Origin of the sequence: Paracraurococcus lichenis (assembly GCF_030657435.1) — a bacterium.
Classification (GTDB): domain Bacteria; phylum Pseudomonadota; class Alphaproteobacteria; order Acetobacterales; family Acetobacteraceae; genus Paracraurococcus; species Paracraurococcus lichenis.
In genome coordinates this window covers 55,492-79,072 of sequence record NZ_JAUTWS010000019.1, presented here as the reverse complement: position 1 = coordinate 79,072, position 23,581 = coordinate 55,492, and the positions used below count along the sequence as shown (strand labels likewise).

24 protein-coding genes are annotated in these 23,581 nt (G+C 72.1%); 8 read left to right on the top strand and 16 right to left on the bottom strand.

Going from position 1 to position 23,581, the window contains the following annotated elements:
• Positions 1-18: 18 nt before the first annotated feature.
• The 4 genes from Q7A36_RS19820 (at position 19) to Q7A36_RS19805 (ending at position 1,941) form a co-directional block, all read left to right on the top strand.
• A complete protein-coding gene (locus tag Q7A36_RS19820) occupies positions 19-363 on the top strand; it encodes a CidA/LrgA family protein (RefSeq protein WP_305105471.1) in 345 nt (114 codons plus the stop codon).
• A complete protein-coding gene (locus Q7A36_RS19815) occupies positions 363-1,085 on the top strand; it encodes an LrgB family protein (protein WP_305105470.1) in 723 nt (240 codons plus the stop codon). The genes Q7A36_RS19820 and Q7A36_RS19815 overlap by 1 nt, the downstream gene beginning before the upstream one ends.
• 63 nt (positions 1,086-1,148) lie before the next feature.
• Entirely contained in the window at positions 1,149-1,364 is a 216-nt protein-coding gene (locus tag Q7A36_RS19810; protein WP_305105469.1) for a DUF2934 domain-containing protein, read from the top strand.
• A gap of 46 nt (positions 1,365-1,410) precedes the next feature.
• Positions 1,411-1,941 (top strand): gamma carbonic anhydrase family protein, encoded by a 531-nt coding sequence (locus Q7A36_RS19805; protein ID WP_305105468.1) that lies wholly within the window; start codon positions 1,411-1,413, stop codon positions 1,939-1,941.
• 7 nt (positions 1,942-1,948) lie between these two features.
• On the opposite strand, the gene Q7A36_RS19800 is transcribed toward Q7A36_RS19805, so the two are convergent.
• The 14 genes from Q7A36_RS19800 to Q7A36_RS19735 all read right to left on the bottom strand — a co-directional run bounded on the left by Q7A36_RS19800 (position 1,949) and on the right by Q7A36_RS19735 (position 17,166).
• Positions 1,949-2,170 carry a hypothetical protein gene (locus Q7A36_RS19800; RefSeq protein WP_305105467.1) on the bottom strand — a complete coding sequence of 74 codons (222 nt, stop codon included), beginning with the start codon at positions 2,168-2,170 and terminating at the stop codon, positions 1,949-1,951.
• A gap of 110 nt (positions 2,171-2,280) precedes the next feature.
• Positions 2,281-2,949 (bottom strand): cysteine hydrolase family protein, encoded by a 669-nt coding sequence (locus Q7A36_RS19795; protein WP_305105466.1) that lies wholly within the window; start codon positions 2,947-2,949, stop codon positions 2,281-2,283.
• Positions 2,950-3,018: 69 nt separating this feature from the next.
• The gene (locus Q7A36_RS19790) at positions 3,019-3,528 is read right to left on the bottom strand and encodes a hypothetical protein (RefSeq protein ID WP_305105465.1); all 510 of its coding nucleotides are present in this window, start codon (positions 3,526-3,528) and stop codon (positions 3,019-3,021) included.
• Positions 3,525-3,818, bottom strand: coding sequence for a hypothetical protein (locus Q7A36_RS19785; RefSeq protein ID WP_305105464.1), 294 nt, complete (start codon positions 3,816-3,818; stop codon positions 3,525-3,527). The genes Q7A36_RS19790 and Q7A36_RS19785 overlap by 4 nt, the downstream gene beginning before the upstream one ends.
• Before the next feature lie 6 nt (positions 3,819-3,824).
• Positions 3,825-5,225, bottom strand: coding sequence for an NAD(P)H-dependent flavin oxidoreductase (locus tag Q7A36_RS19780; RefSeq protein WP_305105463.1), 1,401 nt, complete (start codon positions 5,223-5,225; stop codon positions 3,825-3,827).
• 157 nt (positions 5,226-5,382) lie between these two features.
• Positions 5,383-7,617, bottom strand: a complete 2,235-nt coding sequence (gene pnp / locus Q7A36_RS19775; RefSeq protein WP_305105462.1) for a polyribonucleotide nucleotidyltransferase — start codon at positions 7,615-7,617, stop codon at positions 5,383-5,385.
• A gap of 508 nt (positions 7,618-8,125) precedes the next feature.
• The gene (rpsO, locus tag Q7A36_RS19770; RefSeq protein WP_305105512.1) at positions 8,126-8,398 is read right to left on the bottom strand and encodes a 30S ribosomal protein S15; all 273 of its coding nucleotides are present in this window, start codon (positions 8,396-8,398) and stop codon (positions 8,126-8,128) included.
• 62 nt (positions 8,399-8,460) lie between these two features.
• Positions 8,461-9,423: a tRNA pseudouridine(55) synthase TruB gene (gene truB / locus Q7A36_RS19765; RefSeq protein WP_305105461.1), complete on the bottom strand. Its 963-nt coding sequence runs from the start codon at positions 9,421-9,423 to the stop codon at positions 8,461-8,463.
• Positions 9,424-9,674: 251 nt separating this feature from the next.
• Entirely contained in the window at positions 9,675-10,091 is a 417-nt protein-coding gene (gene rbfA, locus Q7A36_RS19760) for a 30S ribosome-binding factor RbfA (RefSeq protein ID WP_305105460.1), read from the bottom strand.
• Between the two features lie 82 nt (positions 10,092-10,173).
• Positions 10,174-13,035 carry a translation initiation factor IF-2 gene (infB, locus tag Q7A36_RS19755; RefSeq protein WP_305105459.1) on the bottom strand — a complete coding sequence of 954 codons (2,862 nt, stop codon included), beginning with the start codon at positions 13,033-13,035 and terminating at the stop codon, positions 10,174-10,176.
• A 131-nt stretch (positions 13,036-13,166) separates the two neighbouring features.
• On the bottom strand, positions 13,167-13,835 hold the full coding sequence (locus Q7A36_RS19750) for an RNA-binding protein (protein ID WP_305105458.1): 669 nt from the start codon (positions 13,833-13,835) through the stop codon (positions 13,167-13,169).
• The gene (gene nusA / locus Q7A36_RS19745) at positions 13,813-15,369 is read right to left on the bottom strand and encodes a transcription termination factor NusA (RefSeq protein ID WP_305105457.1); all 1,557 of its coding nucleotides are present in this window, start codon (positions 15,367-15,369) and stop codon (positions 13,813-13,815) included. The genes Q7A36_RS19750 and nusA overlap by 23 nt, the downstream gene beginning before the upstream one ends.
• A gap of 14 nt (positions 15,370-15,383) precedes the next feature.
• Entirely contained in the window at positions 15,384-15,962 is a 579-nt protein-coding gene (gene rimP, locus Q7A36_RS19740; RefSeq protein ID WP_305105456.1) for a ribosome maturation factor RimP, read from the bottom strand.
• A gap of 91 nt (positions 15,963-16,053) precedes the next feature.
• Complete coding sequence (locus Q7A36_RS19735) at positions 16,054-17,166, bottom strand: hypothetical protein (protein WP_305105455.1); 1,113 nt, start codon at positions 17,164-17,166, stop codon at positions 16,054-16,056.
• Between the two features lie 198 nt (positions 17,167-17,364).
• Here Q7A36_RS19735 and Q7A36_RS19730 point away from each other — a divergent pair, with 198 nt between their 5' ends.
• The 4 genes from Q7A36_RS19730 to Q7A36_RS19715 all read left to right on the top strand — a co-directional run bounded on the left by Q7A36_RS19730 (position 17,365) and on the right by Q7A36_RS19715 (position 20,701).
• The gene (locus Q7A36_RS19730) at positions 17,365-18,798 is read left to right on the top strand and encodes a LutB/LldF family L-lactate oxidation iron-sulfur protein (RefSeq protein ID WP_305105454.1); all 1,434 of its coding nucleotides are present in this window, start codon (positions 17,365-17,367) and stop codon (positions 18,796-18,798) included.
• A 116-nt stretch (positions 18,799-18,914) separates the two neighbouring features.
• Positions 18,915-19,679 carry a LutC/YkgG family protein gene (locus Q7A36_RS19725; protein WP_305105453.1) on the top strand — a complete coding sequence of 255 codons (765 nt, stop codon included), beginning with the start codon at positions 18,915-18,917 and terminating at the stop codon, positions 19,677-19,679.
• A gap of 6 nt (positions 19,680-19,685) precedes the next feature.
• Entirely contained in the window at positions 19,686-20,294 is a 609-nt protein-coding gene (locus tag Q7A36_RS19720; RefSeq protein WP_305105452.1) for a Smr/MutS family protein, read from the top strand.
• Complete coding sequence (locus Q7A36_RS19715; RefSeq protein WP_305105451.1) at positions 20,291-20,701, top strand: helix-turn-helix domain-containing protein; 411 nt, start codon at positions 20,291-20,293, stop codon at positions 20,699-20,701. Before Q7A36_RS19720 ends, Q7A36_RS19715 begins: the two co-directional genes overlap by 4 nt.
• On the opposite strand, the gene Q7A36_RS19710 is transcribed toward Q7A36_RS19715, so the two are convergent.
• Both Q7A36_RS19710 and Q7A36_RS19705 read right to left on the bottom strand, forming a co-directional pair.
• The gene (locus Q7A36_RS19710) at positions 20,677-22,317 is read right to left on the bottom strand and encodes a flavin-containing monooxygenase (protein ID WP_305105450.1); all 1,641 of its coding nucleotides are present in this window, start codon (positions 22,315-22,317) and stop codon (positions 20,677-20,679) included. The genes Q7A36_RS19715 and Q7A36_RS19710 overlap by 25 nt on opposite strands.
• 76 nt (positions 22,318-22,393) lie before the next feature.
• Positions 22,394-23,557 (bottom strand): serine hydrolase domain-containing protein, encoded by a 1,164-nt coding sequence (locus Q7A36_RS19705; protein ID WP_305105449.1) that lies wholly within the window; start codon positions 23,555-23,557, stop codon positions 22,394-22,396.
• Positions 23,558-23,581 lie beyond the last annotated feature (24 nt).

Below are 23,581 nucleotides of genomic sequence, written 5' to 3'. Positions count from 1 at the left end.
CGCCCGGAGGACCCCCGCATGATCGCCGCCCTGACCACCCTGCTCACCTGCCAGCTGGCCGGCGAGGTCCTGGTCCGCGCCCTGCACCTGCCGGTCCCGGGCCCGGTGCTCGGCATGGTGCTGCTCTTCGCCGCCCTCGTCCTGCGCGGGCGGGAGGCGCCGGCCGCGCTCGGCGCCACCGCGGATGCGCTGCTCGGCAATCTCGGCCTGCTCTTCGTCCCGGCCGGGGTCGGGGTGGTGCTCTACCTGCCGCTGCTGGCGCGGGACTGGGCGCCGATCTCGCTGGCCGTGCTGGCCGGCACGCTGCTGGCCATCGCCGCGACGGGGCGGCTGGCCCAGGCGCTGCTCCGCAGGCTCGGCTGATGCAGGAATTGTCGGAGATCTGGGTCTACCTGGCCCGGGCGCCGCTGGCCGCGCTGACGGCGACCTTGCTCGCCTGGCTCGGGGCGCAGCAACTGCAGCGCCTCTGCCGGCGGCATCCGGTGGCCAATCCCGTGCTCTTCGCCGTCGCCCTGCTGGCGGCGGGGCTGCTGCTCTCGGGCATCGACTACCGCGCCTATTTCGAGGGCGCGCAATTCGTCCATTTCCTCCTCGGCCCCGCCACCGTGGCGCTGGCCGTGCCGCTGCACCGGCAATGGCAGCTCGTCCGCCGCTCGGCCCTCGCCGCGGTGCTGAGCGTGGTCGGCGGCGGGGTCTTCGCCGCTGCGGCAGGCGTCGCCTTCGCCCTGGCGCTGGGCGCGACGCCGGAGGTGACGGCCTCCCTCGCCCCGCGCTCCGTCACCACCCCGGTCGCCATGGGCATCGCGGAGAGGATCGGCGGCCTGCCCTCGCTGACCGCCGCGGTGGTCATCTGCTCCGGCGTGGTCGGGGCGGCGCTGGGGCCGGCGGTGCTGGACCTCGCCCGCGTCCGGGACTGGCGGGCGCGGGGGCTGGCCATCGGCACCGCCGCGCATGGCATCGGCACGGCGCGGGCGCTCTCGGTCAATGCCACGGCCGGGGCCTTCAGCGGCCTCGCCATGGGGCTGAACGCGCTGGCCACCGCCCTGCTGCTGCCGCTGCTCTGGCGGCTGCTGGCGGGCGGTTGATGTGGGGCGGCGGCAACGATCCGCCCGCCGCCGCCTTGCGCCGGCGGAGCATGGGAGAGAGCGATGTCGGAGACCGACCGGGAGCAGCGGGTCCGCGAAAGGGCCTATCACCTGTGGGAGGCCGAGGGCCGGCCGGAGGGGCGCGCCGACGCACACTGGGTGCGCGCCGCCCAGGAGGAGGCCGAGCACGAGGCCGCGGTGGATGAGGAGAGCATGGAAAGCTTCCCGGCGAGCGACCCTCCCTCCCACACCCCCATCACCGGCGCAGGCCGGGGCTGACCGGCCGCCGGGCAGGGCGTATGACGGCGGGCAGGAGGACCCGCCCATGCCCGTCTATGCGCTGAACGACCTGGTGCCGACCCTGCCGCCCGCCGGCCGCTATTGGGTGGCGCCGGACGCGCATGTCATCGGCAACGTGACGCTGGGCGAGGATGTCGGCGTCTGGTTCGGCGCCGTCATCCGCGCCGACAACGAGCCGATGGCGATCGGCGCCCGCAGCAACGTGCAGGAAGCCGCCCTGCTGCATTCCGACCGCGGCAGCCCCCTGACGGTGGGGGAGGAGGTGACGGTCGGCCACCACGCTATCCTGCATGGCTGCACGGTGGGCGACTGCACCCTGATCGGCATGGGGGCGACGGTGCTGAACCGGGCCAGGATCGGCCGCTTCTCCATCCTGGGCGCCGGCGCGCTGGTGACGGAGGGCAAGGAGTTCCCGGACTACTCGTTGATCGTCGGCAGCCCGGCCAAGGTGGTGCGGGAATTGCCGCCCTCGGTCGCCGAGCAGCTCCGCGCCTCGGCCACTCATTACGTCGCGAACTGGCAGCGCTTCGCCGCCGGGCTGCGGCTGATCGGCTGAACTTCGATCAGGCCAGGACCGGCTGGGCTGAGAGGATCCGCCGCGGCTCCACGAAGGGCGCGATCAGGCGGATTTCGATCTCGGCCTCGTCCGCGTCGAAGAAGCGCGCGCGCGTGCGACTCGGCGTCCAGAGGCATTCCCAGCCCTGACCATGGTCACGATAGCCCAGGAAATAGAGGGGCGGCGTCACGCCATCCGTCCCAACTGTTTCGATCACCCGCTTCGCCATGCACTTCCCCGCGCATTCCTGGCTGCCAAGAGCAACCAATATGTTGCGAAGGCGGTAAGCAGCCTATTCGCAAGCGCGTGCGGCAAATGACCTATGGGTGAGGCGGCCCGTCAGCCCGCCAACGCCCTGACGACCGCAGCGGAGTCGGAGACCCATCCGAAGATGCCGCCCTGGGCCTTGATCATGGCGAGGCCGGCAGCGTGGAAATCCGGGAAGTAGGAGCCGCAGCAATCGGCCAGCACCACGCAGCGGAAGCCGCGGTCATTGGCCTCCCGCACCGTGGTGTTCACGCAGACCTCGGTCGTCACGCCGCAGACCAGCAGGGTGCGGATGCCCCGGTTGCGCAGGATGAGGTCGAGGTCGGTCTCGCAGAAAGCGCCCTTGCCGGGCTTGTCCAACACCACCTCGCCCGGGGCGGGGGCCAGGGCGGGGACGATGTCGTGTCCCGCTTCGCCGCGGATCAGGATGCGGCCCATGGGGCCGGGATCGCCGATCCGCCGGCCGGGCAGCCCGCGCTCCCATTTCGCCGGCGGGCAGTCGGTGAGATCGGGGCGGTGCCCCTCCCGCGTATGGATGACGAGCAGACCGGCGGCGCGGGCGGTGGCGAGGACCGCCTGGCAGGGGGCAATGGCGGCCGCGAGGCGGGAGACGTCGTTGCCGAGGCTCTCGCCGAAGCCGCCCGGCTCGAGGAAGTCCCGTTGCATGTCGATGATCAGCAGGGCGGTCGAGGCACGCTCGGCGGTGACCGCTTCAGGCTCGGCGTCGATGCGGATGGACATGGACACCGCGCTCCGGCTGTCTCGGACAGCGCTCTTGCAAGAATGATGCCAAACCTTGGACCGGCGGGCTCAGCCGTTGCGGCGGCCCATGACCAGCATGGCGAGAAGGAAGGCGCGAGCCTCAGGCATGGCCTCCACAGTCTGCCAGGAGGTTATCGCTTCCTGGGCCCAGGCAATGGCGTCCTCGGCATCCGCTCGCGTGACAGGCAGATCCGTGTCGTAATCAGCGGCATGCCTCGCGGCCTGCAACAGGCAAAAGCGCTGGGCCACCACCGCCAGGGCCGGTGGCACGGTAGCCGGGATCAGCGGCGTAACGGCGTCCGGCGGCTTACCAACGGCTCGTGCGAAGACTTGGCAAGCCCGACGCATGCCGTCATGCGTAAGCGCGCGGCGAAGGACCGACCGAAGCGATTGCGGTTCCGCTGGCGCCGCCTGCGCTGCGCAGACCGCTGTCAGAAGGTGGAAGAGGGCGTAATAGGCGGCCGACACGGCACGCCGCAGATTCGCCTGCGTAGGGTTGTCGATGTCGAAGACGACCAGGTGCGCGGCTTGCCGCAGCAGATCGTCAGGGAGGCTCAACCCTCGATCTCTGTCATGCGCACATAGGGCCAGGATACGGTCCCGGCCGCCACAACATCTGCCGCACGGTCAGCAACGAACCGTGCCAACTCCCGCATTCGCGCCCGGTCCGGCAGATCGCCGTTGCGCAGCCTTACAGCGTAAACCAACCACAGGGCCGGCTCGCCGGCATGGTCCTCACCCGGCTCGATCCCCTGGAGAACCAGCTCGGGTGGCAGCGGGGTGCTCGACAGGACCTCGCGCGCCTTGGCGAGATCTGCTTCCTGCGCCGCACGGTCCAGTGCCCACATGGCCACCTACCTCCCGGTCAGGATCCGCTCCACCAGTTGCTTCGCCGTCGGGATGAAGCCGTTCGAGTAGAACGGGTCGCTCGCGAAGCGGAAGGCGTTGTGGCCGGCGAACATCAAGTTGTGCTCGGTCGTGCCGGCATGCGCGATGTCCTGCAGCGTCTTCTGGATGCAGAAGCTGCGCGGGTCGGCCTTCTTGCCGGTGTCGAAGTCCGGCTCGTGCTGCGACCAGTTGCTGAAGCGGCAGGAGGACAGGCAGCCCATGCAGTCCACCTGGTCCTTGACGATCTCCGCCTGCTTCTCCGGCGTCACGAAGATCAGCGTGCTGTCGGGCGTGCGCATGGCCTCGGTGAAGCCCTCGGCCTCGAAGCCACGGACCCGCTCCAGGTCGTGCGGGGTCAGCCAGACCTTCCGCTTGCGCGGGCCGACGCCGTATTCGGCCGTGTGGTCGCCCACCGGCTCGGCGCTGTAGGCCACCTGCCGCTCGTTGCGCGCCTCGAGCTCGTGGATGAAGTCGTTGCGTACGGCGGAAGAATAGAAGCCGGTCGGCGAGAAGCGCTGCAGCAGCACGTCGCCGTCCTTCAGGGTCAGCAGGCGCTGCTTCCAGGCCTCGCTGATCGGGCTCTCCTGCGTCAGCAGCGGGCGGGTGCCGAACTGGAAGGCGACGGGCCCGAGTTCCGGGTTGTCGATCCAGTCCTCCCATTCCTCCAGCCACCAGACGCCGCCGGCCATGATGATCGGCACCTCGCCGAGGCCGAGGTCGCGCATCTGCTGGCGCAGCTTGAGGACGCGGGCATAGGGCGCCTCTGGCTTCAGCGGGTCCTCGGAATTGGACAGCCCGTTATGGCCGCCGGCCAGCCAGGGATCCTCGTAGACCACGCCGCCCAGCCAGTCCTTCGCCTTGTGGTAGCTGCGCTTCCAGAGGGCGCCGAACGCGCGGGCGGAGGAGACGATGGGGTAGTAGTGCACCGCATATTCACGGGCGATGTCGGCGAGGCGATAGGGCATGCCGGCGCCGCAAGTGATGCCGTGGATCAGGCCCTTCGCGCCTTCCAGCACGCCGCGGATCACCCGCTCCGCCCCGCCCATCTCCCAGAGGATATTGGCGTGGATGCGGCCCTGGCCGTTGCTGCGCTCATGCGCCTCCCGCGCCTGGGCGATGCCGCCGGCGATGCCGTAGGCGACCAGTTCCTCGTGCCGTTCCCGCCGGGTCTTGCCGTGATAGACCTGCCGGATGACGGTGCCGTCGGCCTCGTAGCTGTCGGCATTGACGGCGGAGAAGGTGCCGACCCCGCCGCCCGAGGCCCAGCCGCCGCAGGTCGCGCCGTTCGACACGGCCACGCCTTTGCCGCCTTCCACCAACGGCAGCACCTCGACCCCGCCCATGCGGATCGCGTTGATCGCCTTCACGCCACTGACCCTCGATGACCCTGGACGCCCGCCCGGAGCCCGTCGCCGCGGCGATCGGACTCCAGACCCAGCCTTTGCAACACGGGACAGGCCGCGGGGCCTGCCGGCCGGCCCGGGCGGGCGCGCTCGCGGCGCGCCGTCCGGGCCGTCGTTTCCCCTACTCCACCGTCTCGTGCCGGTCGCGGCGCTCGCGCCGGTCGCCGCGGTCGCGCCGCGGGCCGCGGTCGCCGCGCTCCTCGCCGCCGTTCTCGCCGCGATCCTCGCGCGGCCGGCGGGCGCCGACCTGCTCGGTGATGTCGGCGCCGGTGGCCTGATCCACCACGCGCATGGACAGCTTCACCTTGCCGCGGTCGTCGAAGCCCAGCACCTTCACCTTCACCGCGTCGCCGACATTGACCACGTCGCTGGTCCGGTTGACGCGGTCGTTGGTCAGCTCGCTGATATGGACCAGGCCGTCGCGGGCGCCGAGGAAGTTCACGAAGGCGCCGAAATCGGCGGTCTTCACCACCTTGCCGTTGTAGATCACGCCGATCTCGGGCTCCGCCACGATGCCGCGGATCCAGTCGATCGCCTTCTGCGCGGCTTCCGTGCTGGTCGCGGCGACCTTGATGGTGCCGTCATCCTCGATGTCGATCTTGGTGCCGGTGTTCTCGGTGATCTCGCGGATCACCTTGCCGCCGGAGCCGATGACGTCGCGGATCTTCTCCTTCGGGACGTTGATGATGGTGATGCGGGGCGCATTCACCGCCACGTCGCCGCGGGAGCCCGACAGGCCCTTCGCCATCTCGCCCAGGATGTGCACCCGGCCGTCGCGCGCCTGGGCCAGCGCCTGGCGCATGATGTCGAAGGTGATGGAGGTGATCTTGATGTCCATCTGGAGCGAGGTCACGCCCTGCTCCGTGCCGGCCACCTTGAAGTCCATGTCGCCAAGATGGTCCTCGTCGCCGAGGATGTCGGAGAGCACCGCGAAGCCGCGATCCTCCTTGATCAGGCCCATGGCGATGCCGGCGACGGGGCGCTTTAGCGGCACGCCGGCATCCATCAGCGACAGCGAAGTGCCGCAGACGGTCGCCATGGAGGAAGAGCCGTTGCTCTCCGTGATCTCGGAGACCACCCGCAGCGTGTAGGGGAACTTCTCCTTCTCCGGCAGCACCGGGTGGATGGCGCGCCAGGCCAGCTTGCCGTGGCCGATCTCGCGCCGGCCCGGGCTGCCCATCCGGCCCGTCTCGTTCACCGAGTAGGGCGGGAAGTTGTAGTGCAGCATGAAGTTCTCACGGTACTCGCCCGTGAGGCTGTCGATGATCTGCTCGTCCTGGCCGGTGCCGAGGGTGGCCACGCAGAAGGCCTGGGTCTCGCCACGGGTGAAGAGCGCCGAGCCATGGGCGCGCGGCAGGATGCCGACCTCGGCCGTGATCGGGCGGACGGTGCGGGTGTTGCGGCCGTCGATGCGCAGGCCGGTGTCGAGGATGCTGTTGCGGACCACATCCGCCTCGAGCTCCTTCAGCAGGCCCTTGGCGGCGTTGACGTCGAGCCCCTCGGCCTCGAGCTGGGCGAGGACGGCCTTCTTGACCTCCCCGACCTTGCCCTGGCGGACCAGCTTCTGGGTCTCCCTGTAGGCCTCGGCCATCCGGTCGCGGCCGAGCTCGGCGATGCGGGCCTTCAGCGCCTTCTCCGCCTCCGAGGGCTCGGGCAGCGGCCAGGGCTCCTTCGCCGCGACCTCGGCCAGCTCGATGATCCCCTGGATGACCGGCTGGAAGCCCTTGTGGCCGAACTCGACGGCGCCGAGCATGATCTCTTCCGAGAGCTCCTGCGCCTCGGACTCGACCATCAGCACGCCCTCGGCGGTGCCGGCGACGACGAGGTCGAGCTGCGACTGCTGGCGCTGCGCGGCCGTCGGGTTCAGGACATACTGGCCATCGACATAGCCGACGCGGGCGCCACCGACCGGGCCGAAGAAGGGAATGCCCGAGAGCGTCAGGGCGGCGGAGCAGCCGACCAGCGCCACCATGTCGGGGTCGTTCTCCATGTCATGCGACAGCACGGTCGCGATGACCTGGACCTCGTTGCGGAAGCCGTCCGGGAAGAGCGGGCGGATCGGCCGGTCGATGAGGCGGGAGACCAGCGTCTCGTTCTCGGAGGGGCGCCCCTCCCGCTTGAAGAAGCCGCCCGGGATCTTTCCGGCCGCGAAGGCCTTCTCCTGGTAGTTCACCGTCAGCGGGAAGAAGTCCTGGCCCGGCTTCACCGAGCGGGCGCCGACCACGGTGCAGAGCACGATGGTGTCGCCGAGGCGGGCCATGACGGCGCCGTCCGCCTGGCGGGCGATCTTGCCCGTCTCCAGCGTCAGGAGCTGGCCGCCCCAGGCGATATCCTTCTTGAAGTAATTCTCGAACATGCGTCGTTCCTTCGCGGGACCGCCGGCCAGGGCTTCTCCCGGCGCTGGCGGTCCGGCCGGACCCATCGGGGACCCGGCGCTGCTTCAAGGCCGGACAGCCCGCGGGGTTGCCCCGCTGGCGGTCCGGGTGGTGCGACGCGGTGGGATGCCGGTCTTCGGCCGAGGGCCCCGCATATGCATGGCGGGGCGCCCGCGGCGGGCTCAGGCCCGGCGCTTCGGGCTGCATGGAATGCGAACCATCCAACGCATCGGCTGGGGAGGTCGCCCCCGGAGCCCGGGGATCCATGTGGCCGGAAACGCCGCTGCCAGCCCTGGCGGGGTCGCGGCGCGATCCTGTCAACCCGCTGCGTGCGCGGCGGATGCCGGCCGGTGCTCGATGCCACATCGGCCGGCCGGCTGCGGGCAGCACATATGGCCCGGTCGGGCGCGGATTTCCATGGAAATCTGCGCCCCCCCAGGCCAGAGGCTCAGGCCGCCCCCGGGTCGGGGGCGGCAGGGAGGGCAGGGATCAGCGGCGCAGGCCGAGGCTGCCGATCAACCGCTCGTACCGGCCCTGGTCCTTCCCCTTCAGGTAGTCCAGCAGGCCGCGCCGCTGGCCGACCAGGACCAGCAGGCCGCGCCGGCTGTGGAAGTCCTTGGCATGGGTCTTCAGGTGCTCGGTCAGGCCCGAGATGCGCTCGGAGAGCAGGGCGACCTGCACCTCCGGCGAGCCGGTGTCGCCGGGCTTGGTCTGATACTGCGCGATGATCGCCTGGCGGCGCTCCGCGGGAATGGCCGACATCGGGTTGTTCTCCGTCTTGGCCGGGCGCAAGCAGGTATCCCCTGGGGCGCCTTCGGCATGCTTCAACCGCCGGCCGCGGGTCCTTCCTGCGCCACCAGGCGTTCCGGCACCATCATGCCGGAGTCCAGGCGGCAGAGACCCACGAACCGTCCCCCCGCCATGGCGCGCACCAGCCCTCCATCGGGATTGGCGTCGCCCGGAATGCGGCCCATCAGGGTGACCAGGCTGAGCGCCTGGCCCTGGTGCAGCCGCACGGCCTCCGCCTCCGAGAGGGCCAGCGCCGGGATGTCGGCCAGCGCGGTCGCCACGGGCAGCAGGAGGTCCGGGGAAGGGGGCGGGGTATCGCCCGGCGTGCCGAGCTTGTCCAGGGGAATCGCCTTGTCCTCGTGGAAGGGCCCGACCCGCATGCGCCGCAGCGCGGCGATATGGCCGACCGTGCCGCAGGCCTTCGCCAGGTCGCGGGCGAGGGAGCGCATATAGACCCCTTTGCCGCTCTGCACCGTGAAGATGGCGGTGTCGGCGTCCGGGCGGCTCTCCAGCTCGAACCGGTCGACGCGGGCCGGGCGGGGCTGGAGTTCCACCACCTGCCCCTCGCGCGCCAGATCATAGGCGCGCTCGCCCGCCACCTTGATGGCGGAGAAGATCGGCGGCACCTGCATGATGTCGCCGCGGAAGGCGGGCAGCGCCGCCTCGATCTGCGCGTCGGTCGGCCGGATGTCGGAGGTGGCGATGGTCTTCCCGTCCGCGTCGTCGGTGTCGCGGGCCTCGCCGAAGCGCAGCGTGAAGCGGTAGGTCTTGGTGCCGTCCATGACATAGGGAACGGTCTTGGTGGCGGCGCCGAAGGCGATGGGCAGCACGCCGGTCGCCAGCGGGTCGAGCGTGCCGCCATGGCCGCACTTCTGCGCCTGGAAGAGGCGCTTGAGGCGGTTGACGACATCGGTGGAGCCCATGCCGGTGGGCTTGTCGACGATCAGCCAGCCATCGATCGGCTGGCCCTTGGGCTTGCGGCGGGGAAAGCGGGACATAGGGTGCGGGTTCGGACCGGTGTGAAAGGGGGTGGGGTTCTACCCGCTTCCGCGGGGATGGCCAGGGTGGGGCGCACGTCGTTGCACGCGGCGAAGGCGATGATCCGGCCACCCTGGGCGATGTCAGGGACCGCTGCGCCCCGCCGAGGTGAGCATCCCGCGCACCGCGCTGCCGCTGGCCTCGCCGCGTGAAGCGGGCCGGCACCGCGGCGCATGCGGGATCGACCAGGGCCCCGGTACGGGCCGCCGCATCACTCCTCGCCGCTCTCCTCCCGCGGCCCGAGATCCCGCGCCACCTCCGGCTGCCGCAGCGCCCGGTCGATCTGCATGGCGTAGTCGAGCGCGGTGTCCGGCTGGAAATGCAGGTCGGGCGCGTATTTCAGCCGCACCGCCTTGGCCACCTGCGTCCTGAGGAAGGGCGCAGCGCGCTTCAGCGCCTGGAACTGTGCCTCCGGCAGGTCGCGGCCGAGGCCGCTGACGAAGGCCGTCATGTGCTTGAGGTCGGGGGAGGCGCGGACCTCCGTCACCGTGACATGGATATTGGCGAGGTCCGGGTCGCGGAAGTCGCGCCGCTCGAAGAGCGCGGCGAGGGCATGGCGCACCTCCTCCGCGACGCGGAGCTGGCGCTGGGACGGGCCGTCGCCGTGGCCGGCGTGCCGCTTGGTCATGGGGTCGGGACCCTTCGCAAAGAGAAAGGGCGCGGCACCTCTCGGCGCCGCGCCCCGGTTCAACGCCGGAGGGTGGCGCGGGTCAGGCCGCGCTCACCATCTCCGTCTCGTAGCACTCGATCTGGTCGCCGACGCGGATGTCGTTGTAGTTGGCGAAGGACATGCCGCATTCGTAGCCGTTGGTGACTTCCTTCACGTCGTCCTTGAAGCGCCGGAGCGTGCTGAGCTCGCCCTGGTGGATCACGACGCCGTCGCGGATCAGGCGCACGCCGCAGCCGCGCTTCACCACGCCCTCGGTCACGCGGCAGCCCGCCACGTTGCCGACCCGCTTGACCTCGAAGACCTGCAGGATCTGCGCGTAGCCCAGGAAGTTCTCGCGGGCGACCGGGGCCAGCTTCGACTTGAACATCTTCTCGATGTCGTCCGACACCTCGTAGATGATCGAGTAGTAGCGGATGTCCACGCCCTCCCGCTGCGCCAGCTCCCGCGCCTGCGAGGTCGCGCGGACATTGAAGGCGACCAGCACGGCATTCGAGGCCTTGGCGAGCTGGATGTCGGATTCGGTGATCTGGCCCACCGCGCTGTGCAGCACGCGGACCCGCACCTCCTCGTTCCCCAGCTTGCCCAGCACGACGCCGATCGCCTCGGCGCTGCCCTGCACATCGGCCTTGACGACGACCGCCACCTCCTTCTGCTCGCCCGCCTGGATGCGGGCCAGCATGTCGGTCAGCGTGCCGCGGCCGGCCATGGCGGTGGCCGCCTGCTTCTCCCGCGCCTTGCGCTGGCGGAAATCGGAGATCTCGCGCGCCCGGGCCTCGTCCTCGACCGCGACGAAATTCTCGCCCGCGGCGGGGACGCCCGAGAGGCCGAGGATCTCGACCGGGAGCGAGGGCGGCGCCTCCTTCAACTGGCGGCCCTTGTCGTCGAGCATCGCACGCACCCGGCCCCATTCGGTGCCGGCCACCACGATGTCGCCCTGGTGCAGCGTGCCCTTCTGGACCAGCACCGTCGCCACCGGGCCGCGGCCGCGGTCGAGCTTGGACTCGATCACCGTGCCCTCGGCCGCCCGCGACGGGTTGGCCTTCAGGTCCAGGATCTCGGCCTGCAGCTGGATCGCCTCGAGCAGCTTGTCGAGGTTGATCTTCTGCGTCGCCGAGACCTCGACCTCCTGCGTCTCGCCGCCCAGGCTCTCCACCACGATGTCGTGCTGCAGGAGTTCCTGCTTCACGCGCTCGGGGCGGACGCCCGGCTTGTCGATCTTGTTGACCGCCACGATGATCGGCACGTTCGCCGCCTTGGCGTGGCTGATCGCCTCGACCGTCTGCGGCATGACGCCGTCATCGGCCGCGACCACCAGCACCACCATGTCCGTCACCTGCGCGCCGCGGCTGCGCATGGCGGTGAAGGCGGCGTGGCCCGGCGTGTCGATGAAGGTCACCTTGCCGCCGTCCGGCGTCTGCACCTGGTAGGCGCCGATATGCTGGGTGATGCCGCCGGCCTCGTGCGCCGCGACATCGGCCTTGCGCAGCGCGTCCAGCAGGCTGGTCTTGCCGTGGTCGACATGGCCCATGATGGTGACGACCGGCGGCCGGGTCTGCAGGTCGGTATCCTCGTCCGCCACGCCCTCGAGGCCCAGCTCGACGTCGGATTCCGAGACGCGGCGGACGCGGTGGCCGAACTCCTGCACCACCAGCTCCGCCGTGTCGGCGTCGATGGTCTGCGTGAGTGTCGCCATCACGCCCATGCGGAACAGCGCCTTGACCACCTCGCCGCCGCGGGCGGCCATGCGGTTGGCGAGCTCCTGGACCGTGATCGCCTCAGGGACCACCACGTCGCGCACCACGCGCTCGGTGCCCGAGCGCAGCCGCGCCAGCTCCTGCTGGCGCCGCTCGCGCTCACGCGCCCGGCGGAGCGAGGCGATGGAGCGGCTGCGCTCGTCCTCGCCCTCGATCGCCGCCTGGACGTCGATGCGACCGCCGCCCCGCCGGTCCGGGCCGGGCAGGCCCTTCCTGGCGGGCGCGAGCGCCGGCTTCTTCGGTGCCGCGGCCGGCAGGCCGGGACGGCGGGCGGCGGTGCGGCGCGCCTCGTCCTCCTCCTCCGCAGTGCGGGGACGGAGCGAGAGCCTGGCCGCGGCCGCCGCCGGGGTGGCGGCGGCGCCAGGCGCCGCGGCGGCCTGGGCCGCCGGGGCCTGCGGCTGGGCCGGGCCGCCCGGACGCGGGCGCTGGGCGCCGGGGCCGACCGGGATCGGCCCCGGACGGCCGGGCGTCCGCAGCGGCGGCGCGACCGGGCGCACCGGCGCCGGGCGCGCGGGCGCGGCCGGCTGGGCCGGGGTCCGGGCCTCCGCCGGGGCGGGGGCCGGTGCGGCCGCCGGGACCTGGCGGGCCGTCACCTGCGCCTGCTCGGCCTCCTCGGCGGCGCGGAGGGCGGCCTCCTCGGCCTCCTGCTTCGCGCGGGCGGCCTCCTCCTCGGCGCGGCGGGCCGCTTCCTCAGCCTCCCGCTTTTCCTCTTCCTCGCGCCGACGCGCTTCCTCGGCGGCGGAGCGGACCATGAGCGCCTGACGCTCCCGCTCCTCCCGCTGGCGCTGCGCCTCCAGCCGGCGCTGCTCTTCCAGCACGCGCTGGCGCACCGCCTGCTCGGCCGCCGTCAGGGGCCGTGTGCCGGCCGCCGGCTGCGGGCCGCGCGCCTGCGGGCCGCCGGCCCGCGGCTGCGCCGGGCGCGGGCCACCGCCCGCGGGCACCGGCGCGGCCGGACCGGCCGCCTGGCGCGGCGCGGGCGCACCCGTCCGCTTCTTCACCACCTCGACCTGCACGGTCTTGCTCCGCCCATGGCTGAAGCTCTGGCGCACGCTGCCCGCGTCCACCGTCTTGCCCAGCTCCAGGCGGCCGCCGGCCGGCCTGAGGCTCAGCCTGCTCTTGCCCGCGTCCTGGTCGTTCTGGTCGCTCATTCGTTGATCCGAACCCGATCCGTCTGCTGCCGTCATGCCACTCGTGCCAAGGGACACGCCCCCGGGAAGCTCCCGCCTGGCATGTCCGGTCATTCCACCGGGCGCGAGATGGCGCGCCCAACCTCACCCGCTCATTGGCCCATCGGGCCGCTACTCCTCTTGCCCTCCGGCGGTGCAGGGGCCGCGCCGCCGATGCCGGCCAGCCGCGTCGCCTCCACCGCGATCGCATCGGCGAGGCGCCCGCGCGCGATCGCCACATGAACGGCATGGTCCCGGCCGAAGATGCCGCCGAGCATCGCGGCCGGCATGGGCGCGATCACCGGCAGGTCCCACCCGCCGACCAGCCGCGCCCGTTCCGCCGGGCTGCCGTCCGAAGCCTCCACCAGCAGGCCGGCCTTGCCGGCCTGCATCCACTCGCGGACGGTCTCCCGCCCGCAGACCGCCTGGCTGCTCCGCCGGGCGAAGCCGATGAGATCGCGGATGCGGACCCGAAGGCCGTCCTCGATCCGCGCGGCAAGGTCAGGGGGCAGGTGCACGGTCCCGCGTGCCGCCTTCGCGAAGGCGCCGCGCTTGATCGCGCGTTCTAACACATCGGCCCTTGCCGACAACCACATTCCCCGGCCCGGGAGCCGTCCGGCCAAGTCCGCGACCAGGGTCCGGTCCGGCCCCAGCACGAAGCGGAGCATCGCCTCCTTCGGTCGGCTCTCCCGCGTCACGATGCAGCGGCGAAGCGGGCCCTTCTCGGGCTCGTCCTCCGCCGCCTCGGGCGGGGCCGCCTCAGCCGGGCGTGCCGTCGCCATCCACCGCCTCCGGAGCGGCCTCCCCGTCCTCGAACCAGTGCTGCCGGGCCGCCATGATGATGGCGTTGGCGGTCTCCTCGTCCATGGAGTCCTCGCCCAGCATCTCGATCAGCTCGTCGGAGGCGAGGTCGGCCAGGTCGTCGAGCGACTTCACCCCCTTCTCGCCCAGCGCCACGAGCTGCGCCGGGGTGAAGCCGCCGACCTCGGCGACCGCATCCTCGACGCCCATCTCGCGCCGCTTCTCGTCCAGCTCGACATCCCGCCGTTCGAGGAAGGCCTCGGCGCGGCGCTTGAGCTCGGCCGCGACGGTCTCGTCGAAGCCCTCGATGCCCGCCAGCTCCTCGTCCTCGACGGCGACGACGTCCTCGACCGAGGTGAAGCCCTCGGTCACCAGCAGGCCGGCGATCACGTCGTCCACGTCCAGCGCCTCGACGAAGAGGCCGGTGCGCTTGCGGAATTCCTCCTGCCGGCGCTCCGATTCCTCGGCCTCGGTCAGGATGTCGATGTCCCAGCGGGTGAGCTGGGAGGCGAGGCGGACATTCTGCCCGCGGCGCCCGATCGCGAGGGACAATTGGTCGTCGGGGACGACGACTTCAACCCTGCGTGCATCGTCGTCGAGGACGACCTTCGTCACCTCGGCCGGGGCGAGGGCATTCACCACGAAGGTCGCGTTGTCGGGCGACCAGGGGATGATGTCGATCTTCTCGCCCTGCAGCTCCTGCACCACGGCCTGCACGCGGCTGCCGCGCATGCCGACGCAGGCGCCGACCGGGTCGATCGAGCTGTCGCGGGAGATGACGGCCATCTTGGCGCGGCTGCCGGGGTCGCGCGCCACCGCCTTGATCTCGATGATGCCGTCGTAGATCTCCGGCACTTCCTGGGCGAAGAGCTTGGCCAGGAACCCCGGATGGGTGCGGCTCAGGAAGATCTGCGGGCCGCGGGGTTCTTCCCGGACATCATAGATGTAGGCCCGGACGCGGTCGCCATTCCGGAAGGCCTCGCGCGGGATGGTCTCGTCGCGGCGCAGCAGCGCCTCGGCCCGGCCGAGGTCGACCATCAGGTTGCCGTACTCGGTCCGCTTGACGATGCCGTTGATGATCTCGCCGACGCGGTCCTTGTACTCGTCGAACTGCTTCTTGCGCTCGACCTCGCGCACGCGCTGGACGATCACCTGCTTCGCCGTCTGGGCGGCGATGCGGCCGAAATCGATCGGCGGCAGCGGGTCGACGATGAACTCGCCGGCCTGGATGCCGGGCTTGAACTTCTGGGCGATGCGCAGCGGGATCTGCGTCGCCTCGTTCTCCACCGGCTCCTGCTCCACCACCTCGGTCCAGCGGGACAGGCGGACCTCGCCGCTGCGGCGGTCGATGACGGCGCGGATGTCCTTCTCGTGCCCGTACTTGGCGCGGCCGGCCTTCTGGATGGCCTGCTCCATCGCCTCCAGCACCTCCTCGCGCTCGATCATCTTCTCGCGCGCGACGGCATCGGCGACCTGCAGCAATTCGGGGCGTGCGATCGCGACATCCACGGCCATGGCCTCGGTTCTCCTCAGTGGGGTTTCCCGCCGGAGTCTCGCTCCGCGCCATCGGCGCCCGGCGATCCGGCGGGGGGTGCCGCGGTCGCGGCGATCAGTTCGTCGGTCAGCACCAGCTTGGCGCGGCGGATGTTGCTCCGCGGGAAACTTGCCTCGCTCCCGTCTTCCAGCCGCAGCCGCGCCGTCTCGGCATCGGCGCCCAGCGCGATGCCCTTGAAGCGCTTGCGGCCCTCGAGCGGGACCAGCAGCTCGACCTGGGCGACATGCCCGGCGAAGCGGTTCCAGTCCTTGGCCCGGGTCAAGGGACGGTCGATCCCGGCCGAGGAGACCTCGAGCGTCCACTCGCCCTTGATCGGGTCCTCGACATCGAGCACGGCGCCGACGGCGTGGCTGATCGCCTCGCAATCCTCGACGCGGAAGGGCGCGTCATCGGCGCGGTCGGCCATGATCTGCACGACCGGCCTTTCCTTGCCGGAAACCTGAACGCGCACGAGCTCGTAGCCCATGTGCTCGATGGTGGGGGCGATGGCGTCGGCGATGCGCGCCTCCAGCCCCTCGTGGTGCGGTCGTTCGATCTCGGTGCCCAAAAACAAAAAAGGCGGCCCTTTCAGGCCACCCCCCGCAAGCCCGGATGGTGATTGATGGGTGAAACATAGGAGCCTCGCTCCCCCGGTGCAAGCAGGTTCAGGGGGGCGGCAATGCGGCGGCGAGCGCCGCCGCCGCCTCCCGCGCCGCCCGCCGGACGCCCTCGGCCGACCAGTGGATGCCATCGGCGCCGCTCTCGACAGCCGCCATGTCGCCGCCCGGGAGCAGGCCGAAGCGCCGCGCAGCCTCCGCCTGCGCGTACCGGATCGCCCCGGCCTGCGCCGCCGTGGCGGGGTCCAGCGGCCGGTGCCAAGCCAGGCCGAGCGCGAGGGTCCAGTGGCCGGCCGAGGTGATCCCCGCCAGGCCCGCCAGCCGGCCGGAGCCGAGCAGCGCGACCGCGTCCCGCAGCGGCGCCAACGGCGCCTGCAGCGCCGGCATGGCCGGATTGCCGCCGGCCGCCCGCAGCAGCCCAGCCAGAGCCCCGACCCCCGCCGCATAGGCCGCGGGCGGCGTGCGCGCGAGGGCATCCGAGGTGCCGTGCGCCAGGACCAGCAGGGCCGAGGCCGGCGCCGCCGCCTCGGCCACCCGGACCAGGTAGGGCCGTGCCGGCCCGGCGGGGTCCAGCAGGTCGAGGATGCCGGCATTGCCCCAACTGGTATCCGCCAGCGCGACCGGGATTCCCGGCCGCAGCCGGGCGAGCTCGGCCAGCAGGATGCGGGCACCGAGCGCCTCGCCGGCCGGGCGCCAGCGCGTCTCGCCCCAGGGGCAGCCGGCCGGCTCGCGACAGCCCTCCAGCACGGCGGAGACCGGCGGCGCCGGCGGGTCGGCCGGCCCGACGGGATGCGCGCCGACCTGCGGCCAGGTCGCGAAGAACAGGCCGCCCGCCTGGGACTGGCCGGTGACCAGCACGACATGCCCGGCCGCGAAGCGCCCGCCGACAGGGGCGTCGTCGCGGTAGAGCCGGTACCAGCCGCCGGGCGGCACACGCAGCCCGCCATCGGCATCGGCCGGGCCGGCGGGGCGGACCGGCCGGCCGGCCTGGTCCCGCACCGCCCAGGCGCCCGGGCCGGGCGGCAGCGGGATGCGGGCGGTCGCGCCCTCCAGCGCATGGATGCAGTCGGGCGGCGGCAGGGCGCCGGCGGGCCTGACGACCAGCAGCAGGGCGAGGCCCAGGGCGGCCCTCGCCCAGCGGCGGTTCTGCCCGCGCTCCATCCCGCCCTCCTGCCCTCGGCGCCGCCACGCGCCGAGTCCTTGTGCTGCGGCAGTGGCGGCACGGGGCCGCTGCGGACCCGCTGGCCCTGCCGTGACGCGGGCGCGGAATGGCCGGGGCGGAGGGGCGCTTTCCCGCTGCGGCCCCCTGACCGCCCGGCCCCGCGGCGCTACATTGTACGGCAGGACAGGAGCTTGCCCGTGGTCGCCGTCACCTCGCCCGCCTTCAAGGAGAATGCCGCCCGCGCCCTGGCCGATCCCGGCCTGCAGAAGGCGCTGGGCACCGCCAAGGGCGCCTTCCTGCAGCGCCGCGCCCAGGCCGTGGCGAACCTGCCGGAATTCGAGCAGCTCCGGAACATCGGCCGCGACATCAAGAACCATACGCTGGCCAACCTGGACTTCTACCTGGAAGCCTATGAGGCGAAGGTGAAGGCCGCCGGCGGCCAGGTGCACTGGTGCAGCACGGCCGACGACGCCCGCGCCGCGGTGCTGGAGATCTGCCGCAAGGCGGGCGCCCGCACCGTCACGAAGGGCAAGTCCATGATCTCCGAGGAGCTCGGGATCAACGCCCATTTGGAGGCCAACGGGATCCAGCCGGTCGAGACCGATCTCGGCGAGTATATCCTGCAGCTCCGGCAGGAGCACCCCTCCCACATCATCGCCCCGGCCTTCCACCTGAACCGGGAGGACTGGGAGGCCGATTTCCGCCGCCTGCACACCGACCTGCCCGCCGACCGCGTCTTCGCCGAGCGGCGCGACATCCTGGCCGAGGCGCGCGGCAAGCTTCGGGAGAAGTTCCTCGCCGCCGATGTCGGCATCACCGGCGCCAATTTCCTGATTGCCGAGACGGGCAGCAGCGTCATCGTCACCAACGAGGGCAATGGCGACCTGACCCAGACCCTGCCGCGGGTGCATATCGCGCTGGCCTCCATCGAGAAGCTGGTCCCGACGCTGGAGGACGCGACCAACATGCTGCGCTTGCTGGCGCGCAGCGCCACGGGCCAGGACTTCTCGGTCTACACCACCTTCTCGACCGGCGCCCGCCGCCCCGCCGACCTCGACGGGCCCGAGGAATACCATGTGGTGCTGGTGGACAACGGCCGGTCCAACATGATCGGGACCGAGTTCCAGGAGATGCTGCGCTGCATCCGCTGCGCCGCCTGCATGAACCACTGCCCGGTCTATGGCGCGGTGGGCGGCCATGCCTATGGCTGGGTCTATCCGGGGCCGATGGGCTCGGTGCTGACGCCCTCCCTGGTCGGCATCGACCGGACCGGGCTGCTGCCCAATGCCTCGACCTTCTGCGGCAAGTGCGAGAGCGTCTGCCCCGTGAAGATCCCGCTGCCCAAGCTGATGCGGCACTGGCGGGAGCGGGAGTTCGAGCGGCACCTGACCCCGGCGACGCAGAGGACCAATCTCGGCCTCTGGGGCTGGTTCGCCCGGCGGCCCGCGGCCTACCGGCTGGCGACGCGGGCGGCGATCGGCGCGCTCGGGCTGCTCGGCCGCGGCAAGGGTGCGTTCAAGGCATTGCCGCTGGCCGGCGGCTGGACCCGGGGGCGCGACCTGCCGGCGCCGGAGCCGGGGGGCACCTTCATGGCGCGCTATGCCAAGGCGAAGCAGGGATCGGGGCGATGAGCGAGGGGCCCGACAACCTGGTACTGATCTCTCTCCGCCGGCTCGACCTGGTGGAGCCGGCGCGCTGACCCCGCTCGGGCTTCCCGCCACCCGCGCCAGGGAGTAGCACCCACCGCATGACCAAAGAGGCCATCCTGGGCGCCATCCGGCGCGGACTGAAGCGCGGGCCGCTGCCGGCGGACCAGCAGGCGATGCTGGCCGGGCGACTGGCCACCCATCCGCGCCACCTGATCCCGGCCCGCTCCCGCCTGCCGCGGCCGGACCAGGTCGCGCTCTTCATCCGCAACGTGGAGAAGGAGTTCGGCACCGTCACCCGCGTGCCGGACCTGGCCGCGGTCCCGGCGGCGCTGGCCGACTACCTCGCCGCGCAGAACCTGCCGCCGCGCTTCGCCCTCGCCCCGAACCCCGAATTCGAGGCCATCCCCTGGTCCGACCGCCCGCTGCTGGAATTCGAGCGCCGCCGCGCCCAGCCCACCGACCAGGTCAGCGTCCAGCACGGCTGGGCCGGCATCGCCGAGACGGGGACGCTCATGCTCCCCTCAGGCCCCGGCCGCCCCACCACGCTGAACCTGCTGGCGGAGACCGAGGTCGTGGTGCTGCGCGCCACCGCGATCGCCGGCGCCTATGAGGAAGCCTGGGACCGGCTGCGGGCCGAGCACGAGGACGCGCTGTCCGGCGGCTTCATGCCGCGCAACATCATGTTCGTGACCGGCCCCTCGCGCTCCGCCGATATCGAGCAGACGCTGGAGCTCGGCGCGCATGGCCCGCGCCGGCTGCACATCATCCTGGTGGATGACGACCCGGCCGCGCTGCCCATGGGCGATGCCGTGGCGCCCCCGCGCACCGCCGAGCCCGGCGGCCTCGCCCCGCCCGGCGACTGATCCGCCATGGCGCCACGGCGCCCGGTGGCGGGCGAGGACTGGCCGGCGGCGCCCGCCTCGCGCCCGCGCGCCCGGCGCAGCCTGACCGAGGCCGACCGCGCGCTCTGGCACCTCTACACCGCGCGCGCCCAGGTGGCGCCGCTGCCGGGCAAGGCCCTGACCCCGCCCGCGCCGGCCGTCGCGCCGCTTCCCGCCCCGCAGCCGGTCGCCGTGCCGGCGCCCGCCCCCGCGCCGAAGCCCGTCCCGCACCGCCCGGTGGAGCTGCAGGTCGGCGCCCAGCCCGCCGGCCTGGACGGCAAGCGCTGGAAGTCGCTGCGGCGGGGCGAGACGCGGCCCGAGCGGACGCTGGACCTGCATGGCCGCCGCGCCCAGGACGCGCATGCCGCCGTCCGCCGCTTCCTGCATCAGGCCCAGTCGGAGGGCTGCCGCTGCGTCGCCATCGTCACCGGCAAGGGCTCGGTCGGGCAGGAGATGGGCGTGCTGCGGCGGGAACTGCCGCATTGGCTGAACGCGCCCGACATGCGGCCCCTGATCCTCGGCGCCGCGCATTACGCCGCCGGCAATCCCGGCGCGGTGGTGCTGCTGCTCCGCCGCCTCCGCGGCCCGCGGGAATGACGCCCTTCGGCGCCAAGCTGCGCGCCCTGCGCGAGGCGAAGGGCGTCACCCTGACCGATCTCGCCCGCGCCCTGCAGGTCTCGCCCGCCTATCTCTCGGCGCTCGAGCACGGGCATCGCGGCCGGCCCTCCTCCGGCCTGATCCACCAGGTGAACGAGTATTTCGGCCTGATCTGGGACGATGCGGAGGAGGTGGCGCGGCTCGCCCGCCTCTCCCATCCGCGGGTGGTGGTGGACACCGCCGGCCTCTCGGCCGAGGCGACGGCGCTGGCGAACCGCATCGCGCGGGAGATCCGGCGCCTGCCGCCGGAGACGATCGCGGCGCTCGAGGCGGTGCTGGACGGCGCCGCCGCGGCGGAGGGGCAGGCAGCCCGGAGCCGCCCTCAGGCGAGGTCCAGTTCCCGGTAGCCGCCCGCCGCGATGCGGTCGCACCACGCCCGGTATTCCGGCGCGCTGCCGCTGTAGCGGGCGATGGTGCGGGTCTGCTTGCCCTCCACGTTGAGGTTCACGCCGGTCATCCAGGAATCGACCTGGTTGGTCAGCAGCCCGGCGCCCACCGCCTTCACATGCTCGGTCCAGGCCGCCATCGCCTCCGGCCGCGCCTCGGCCCGCGTCAGGCCGCGGGCCTGCATGTGCCGCAGCAGCGCCGTCACCCAGTCCACGTTGTACTCGATGCTGCGCGGGATATTGCCGAGCGCCGTGTGCGGCCCGAGTAGCATGAACATGTTGGGGAAATCCTCCACCAGCATGCCCATCAGCGTCTGCGCGCCGGCCGACCACTTCTGCTTCAGCGTCAGCCCGCCCTCGCCACGGATGTCGATGCGGTCGAAGGCGCCGGTGAGCGCATCGAAGCCGGTGGCGTAGATGATGATGTCGAACTCGTAGGCCTGCTCGCTGGTCTCGAGGCCGGTCGGCGTGACGCGCCGGATCGGCGTCGCCTTGCTGTCCACCAGCAGGACATTGGGCTGGTTGTAGACCTCGTAGTAGCGGGTCTCGAGCGGCACGCGGCGGGTGCCGAAGCCGTGATTCTTCGGGATCAGCATCTCCGCCACCTTCGGGTCCTTCACCCGCTGGCGGATCTTGCGCGCGACGAAGTCGGAGATCTCCGCATTCGCCGCCGGGTCGGTCAGCATGTCCTTGAAATTGCCGACCCAGATGCCGAAGCCGGGGGAGGCGTAGAGCTGCTCGTAGAAGGCCTCGCGCTCCTCCTTGGTCACCTCGAAGGTGCCGCGCGGGTCGGGCGTGTGCAGGAAGCAGGAGAAGGTCTCCTGGCAGCGGCGGAAGATCTCGGCGTAGTTCGCCTTGATCTCCTTCTGCTCCTCCTCGGTGATCGGGCGGTTGTGCAGCGGCGCGCACCAGTTGGGCGTGCGCTGGAAGACCGTGAGGTGCCCGGCGGTCTTGGCGACCTCCTGGATGGTCTGCACGCCGGTGGCGCCGGTGCCGATGACGGCCACGCGCTTGCCGGCGAAGTCCACCTTCTCATGCGGCCAGCGCGCGGTGTGGAAGGAGAGGCCCCGGAAGCTGTCCATCCCCTCGAAGCGCGGCAGGGTCGGGGTGGAGAGAACGCCGATGGCGGTGATGAGATAGCGGCAGGTGAACTCGCTGCCGTCCTCTAGCGTCACCGCCCAGTCCCGCGTCGCATCCCGCCACGCCGCGCGGCTGACGCGGGCCTTGAACTGGATGTCGCGGCGCAGGTCGAACCTGTCGGCCACGTGGTTCAGGTAGCGCAGCGTCTCCGGCTGCGGCGCGAAATGCTCCGACCAGCTCCAATCCTGCAGCAGCTCCTCGGAGAAGGAGAAGCCGTAGGAATAGCTCTCGGAGTCGAAGCGCGCGCCGGGGTAGCGGTTCCAGTACCAGGTGCCGCCGACGCCCGTGCCAGCCTCGAAGACCCGGGCGGTCAGGCCGAGCTCGCGCAGGCGGATGAGCTGGTACATGCCCGACATGCCGGCGCCGATGACGATGGCGTCGAACCGGGTGGCGGTGGCGGGGGCGGCGCGCTCCAGCATGTCCTGCGCGGCGGTCATCGCATCGTTCCTCCGGGTTTGCCGCAAGGCTAGCCCCGGCCGGCGCCGGGCGGCAAATCGCGAGCGCCTCGCAGCCTCAGCCGGCGTAAACGGCGGTCTCGAACCCGGCCAGCAGGTCCAGCACCGCATGGTCGGCGAAGGGCAGGATCTGCGTCAGCAGCACGCCGGCCATGCCGCGCCCGGGGTCCACCCAGAACCAGGTATTGCCGAGCCCGGCCCAGGCCAGGCTGCCCGCTGCGCGCCGCCCCGGCAGGTCCTGCGTGTTGATCAGGAAGCCGAGGCCGAATTTGCGCGACATCTCCGGGAAGGGGTCGAAGTCGTTGGAGACCGCCGGCATGGTCGTGCGCAGGGGGCGGAATTCCAGCGCGCCGATCTGGTTGCGCGCCATCTCGGCGACCGTCTCCGGCCGCAGCACCCGCGCCCCGTCCAGCGCGCCGCCGCCCAGCAGCATGCGGAGGAAGCGGAGATAGTCCAGCCCGGTCGAGAGCAGGCCACCCCCGCCGCCCAGGAACTCCGGCGCCTCCGGCAGCGCGAAGTCGATGGGCGAGAGCGCGCCCTGCCCGTCGCGCTGGTGCACCCGCGCCCGCCGCGCCTGCTGCGAGGGTCCCGGGACATGGCCGGTATCGGCCATGCCGAGCGGGCCGAGCACCAGGCCGCGCAGCAGCACGTCGAGGCCGGCGCCGCCCGCGGCCTCGACCACGCGGCCGGCCCAGTCGGTGGCGATGCTGTATTCCCAGGCCTCGCCGGGGTCGCGCACCAGCGGCGCGCGAAGCGAGGCCAGCCTGCCGCTGCGCGGCGCCGGCAGTCCGGTGATCTCCATGTACCGCGCCATCCCGGCATTCCAGGTATTGTAGGAGAAGCCGGCGGTATGGGTCAGCAGATGCCGCAGGGTGATCGGGCGCTTCGCCGGCCGCAGCCGCGGCGTGCCGTCCGGCGCGAATCCCTCCAGCACCTCGGGCGCGGCGAGGTCCGGCAGCAGCCCGCCGAGCGGCGCGTCGAGCTCGAGCCGGCGCTCCTCCACCAGCCGCATGGCAGCGACCGAGGTCACCGCCTTGGTCATGGAGGCGATCCAGAAGACCGTGTCGAGGGTCATCGGCGCGGCCGCCGAGAGGTCGCGGCGGCCAAAGGCGCCCTCATAGACCACCCCGTTCCGGTCGGCGGCGAGGGCGACGACGCCCGGCACCGCGCCCGCCTCCACGGTCCGCTGCAGGACGGCATCAATGGCGGCGCGGTTCGGCATGGCGTTATCCCCCTCGGCCGCAGT

Bases quoted from the DNA above. Each gene is read 5' to 3' on its own strand.
- Q7A36_RS19820 (WP_305105471.1), top strand. From the start codon at position 19: ATGATCGCCGCCCTGACCACCCTGCTCACCTGCCAGCTGGCCGGCGAG.
- Q7A36_RS19815 (WP_305105470.1), top strand. From the start codon at position 363: ATGCAGGAATTGTCGGAGATCTGGGTCTACCTGGCCCGGGCGCCGCTG.
- Q7A36_RS19810 (WP_305105469.1), top strand. From the start codon at position 1,149: ATGTCGGAGACCGACCGGGAGCAGCGGGTCCGCGAAAGGGCCTATCAC.
- Q7A36_RS19805 (WP_305105468.1), top strand. From the start codon at position 1,411: ATGCCCGTCTATGCGCTGAACGACCTGGTGCCGACCCTGCCGCCCGCC.
- Q7A36_RS19800 (WP_305105467.1), bottom strand. From the start codon at position 2,170: ATGGCGAAGCGGGTGATCGAAACAGTTGGGACGGATGGCGTGACGCCG.
- Q7A36_RS19795 (WP_305105466.1), bottom strand. From the start codon at position 2,949: ATGTCCATCCGCATCGACGCCGAGCCTGAAGCGGTCACCGCCGAGCGT.
- Q7A36_RS19785 (WP_305105464.1), bottom strand. From the start codon at position 3,818: ATGTGGGCACTGGACCGTGCGGCGCAGGAAGCAGATCTCGCCAAGGCG.
- pnp (WP_305105462.1), bottom strand. From the start codon at position 7,617: ATGTTCGAGAATTACTTCAAGAAGGATATCGCCTGGGGCGGCCAGCTC.
- rpsO (WP_305105512.1), bottom strand. From the start codon at position 8,398: ATGTCGGCCATTCCCGCGGAGCGCCGCCAGGCGATCATCGCGCAGTAT.
- truB (WP_305105461.1), bottom strand. From the start codon at position 9,423: ATGTCCCGCTTTCCCCGCCGCAAGCCCAAGGGCCAGCCGATCGATGGC.
- rbfA (WP_305105460.1), bottom strand. From the start codon at position 10,091: ATGACCAAGCGGCACGCCGGCCACGGCGACGGCCCGTCCCAGCGCCAG.
- infB (WP_305105459.1), bottom strand. From the start codon at position 13,035: ATGAGCGACCAGAACGACCAGGACGCGGGCAAGAGCAGGCTGAGCCTC.
- Q7A36_RS19750 (WP_305105458.1), bottom strand. From the start codon at position 13,835: ATGGCGACGGCACGCCCGGCTGAGGCGGCCCCGCCCGAGGCGGCGGAG.
- nusA (WP_305105457.1), bottom strand. From the start codon at position 15,369: ATGGCCGTGGATGTCGCGATCGCACGCCCCGAATTGCTGCAGGTCGCC.
- Q7A36_RS19735 (WP_305105455.1), bottom strand. From the start codon at position 17,166: ATGGAGCGCGGGCAGAACCGCCGCTGGGCGAGGGCCGCCCTGGGCCTC.
- Q7A36_RS19725 (WP_305105453.1), top strand. From the start codon at position 18,915: ATGACCAAAGAGGCCATCCTGGGCGCCATCCGGCGCGGACTGAAGCGC.
- Q7A36_RS19720 (WP_305105452.1), top strand. From the start codon at position 19,686: ATGGCGCCACGGCGCCCGGTGGCGGGCGAGGACTGGCCGGCGGCGCCC.
- Q7A36_RS19715 (WP_305105451.1), top strand. From the start codon at position 20,291: ATGACGCCCTTCGGCGCCAAGCTGCGCGCCCTGCGCGAGGCGAAGGGC.
- Q7A36_RS19710 (WP_305105450.1), bottom strand. From the start codon at position 22,317: ATGACCGCCGCGCAGGACATGCTGGAGCGCGCCGCCCCCGCCACCGCC.
- Q7A36_RS19705 (WP_305105449.1), bottom strand. From the start codon at position 23,557: ATGCCGAACCGCGCCGCCATTGATGCCGTCCTGCAGCGGACCGTGGAG.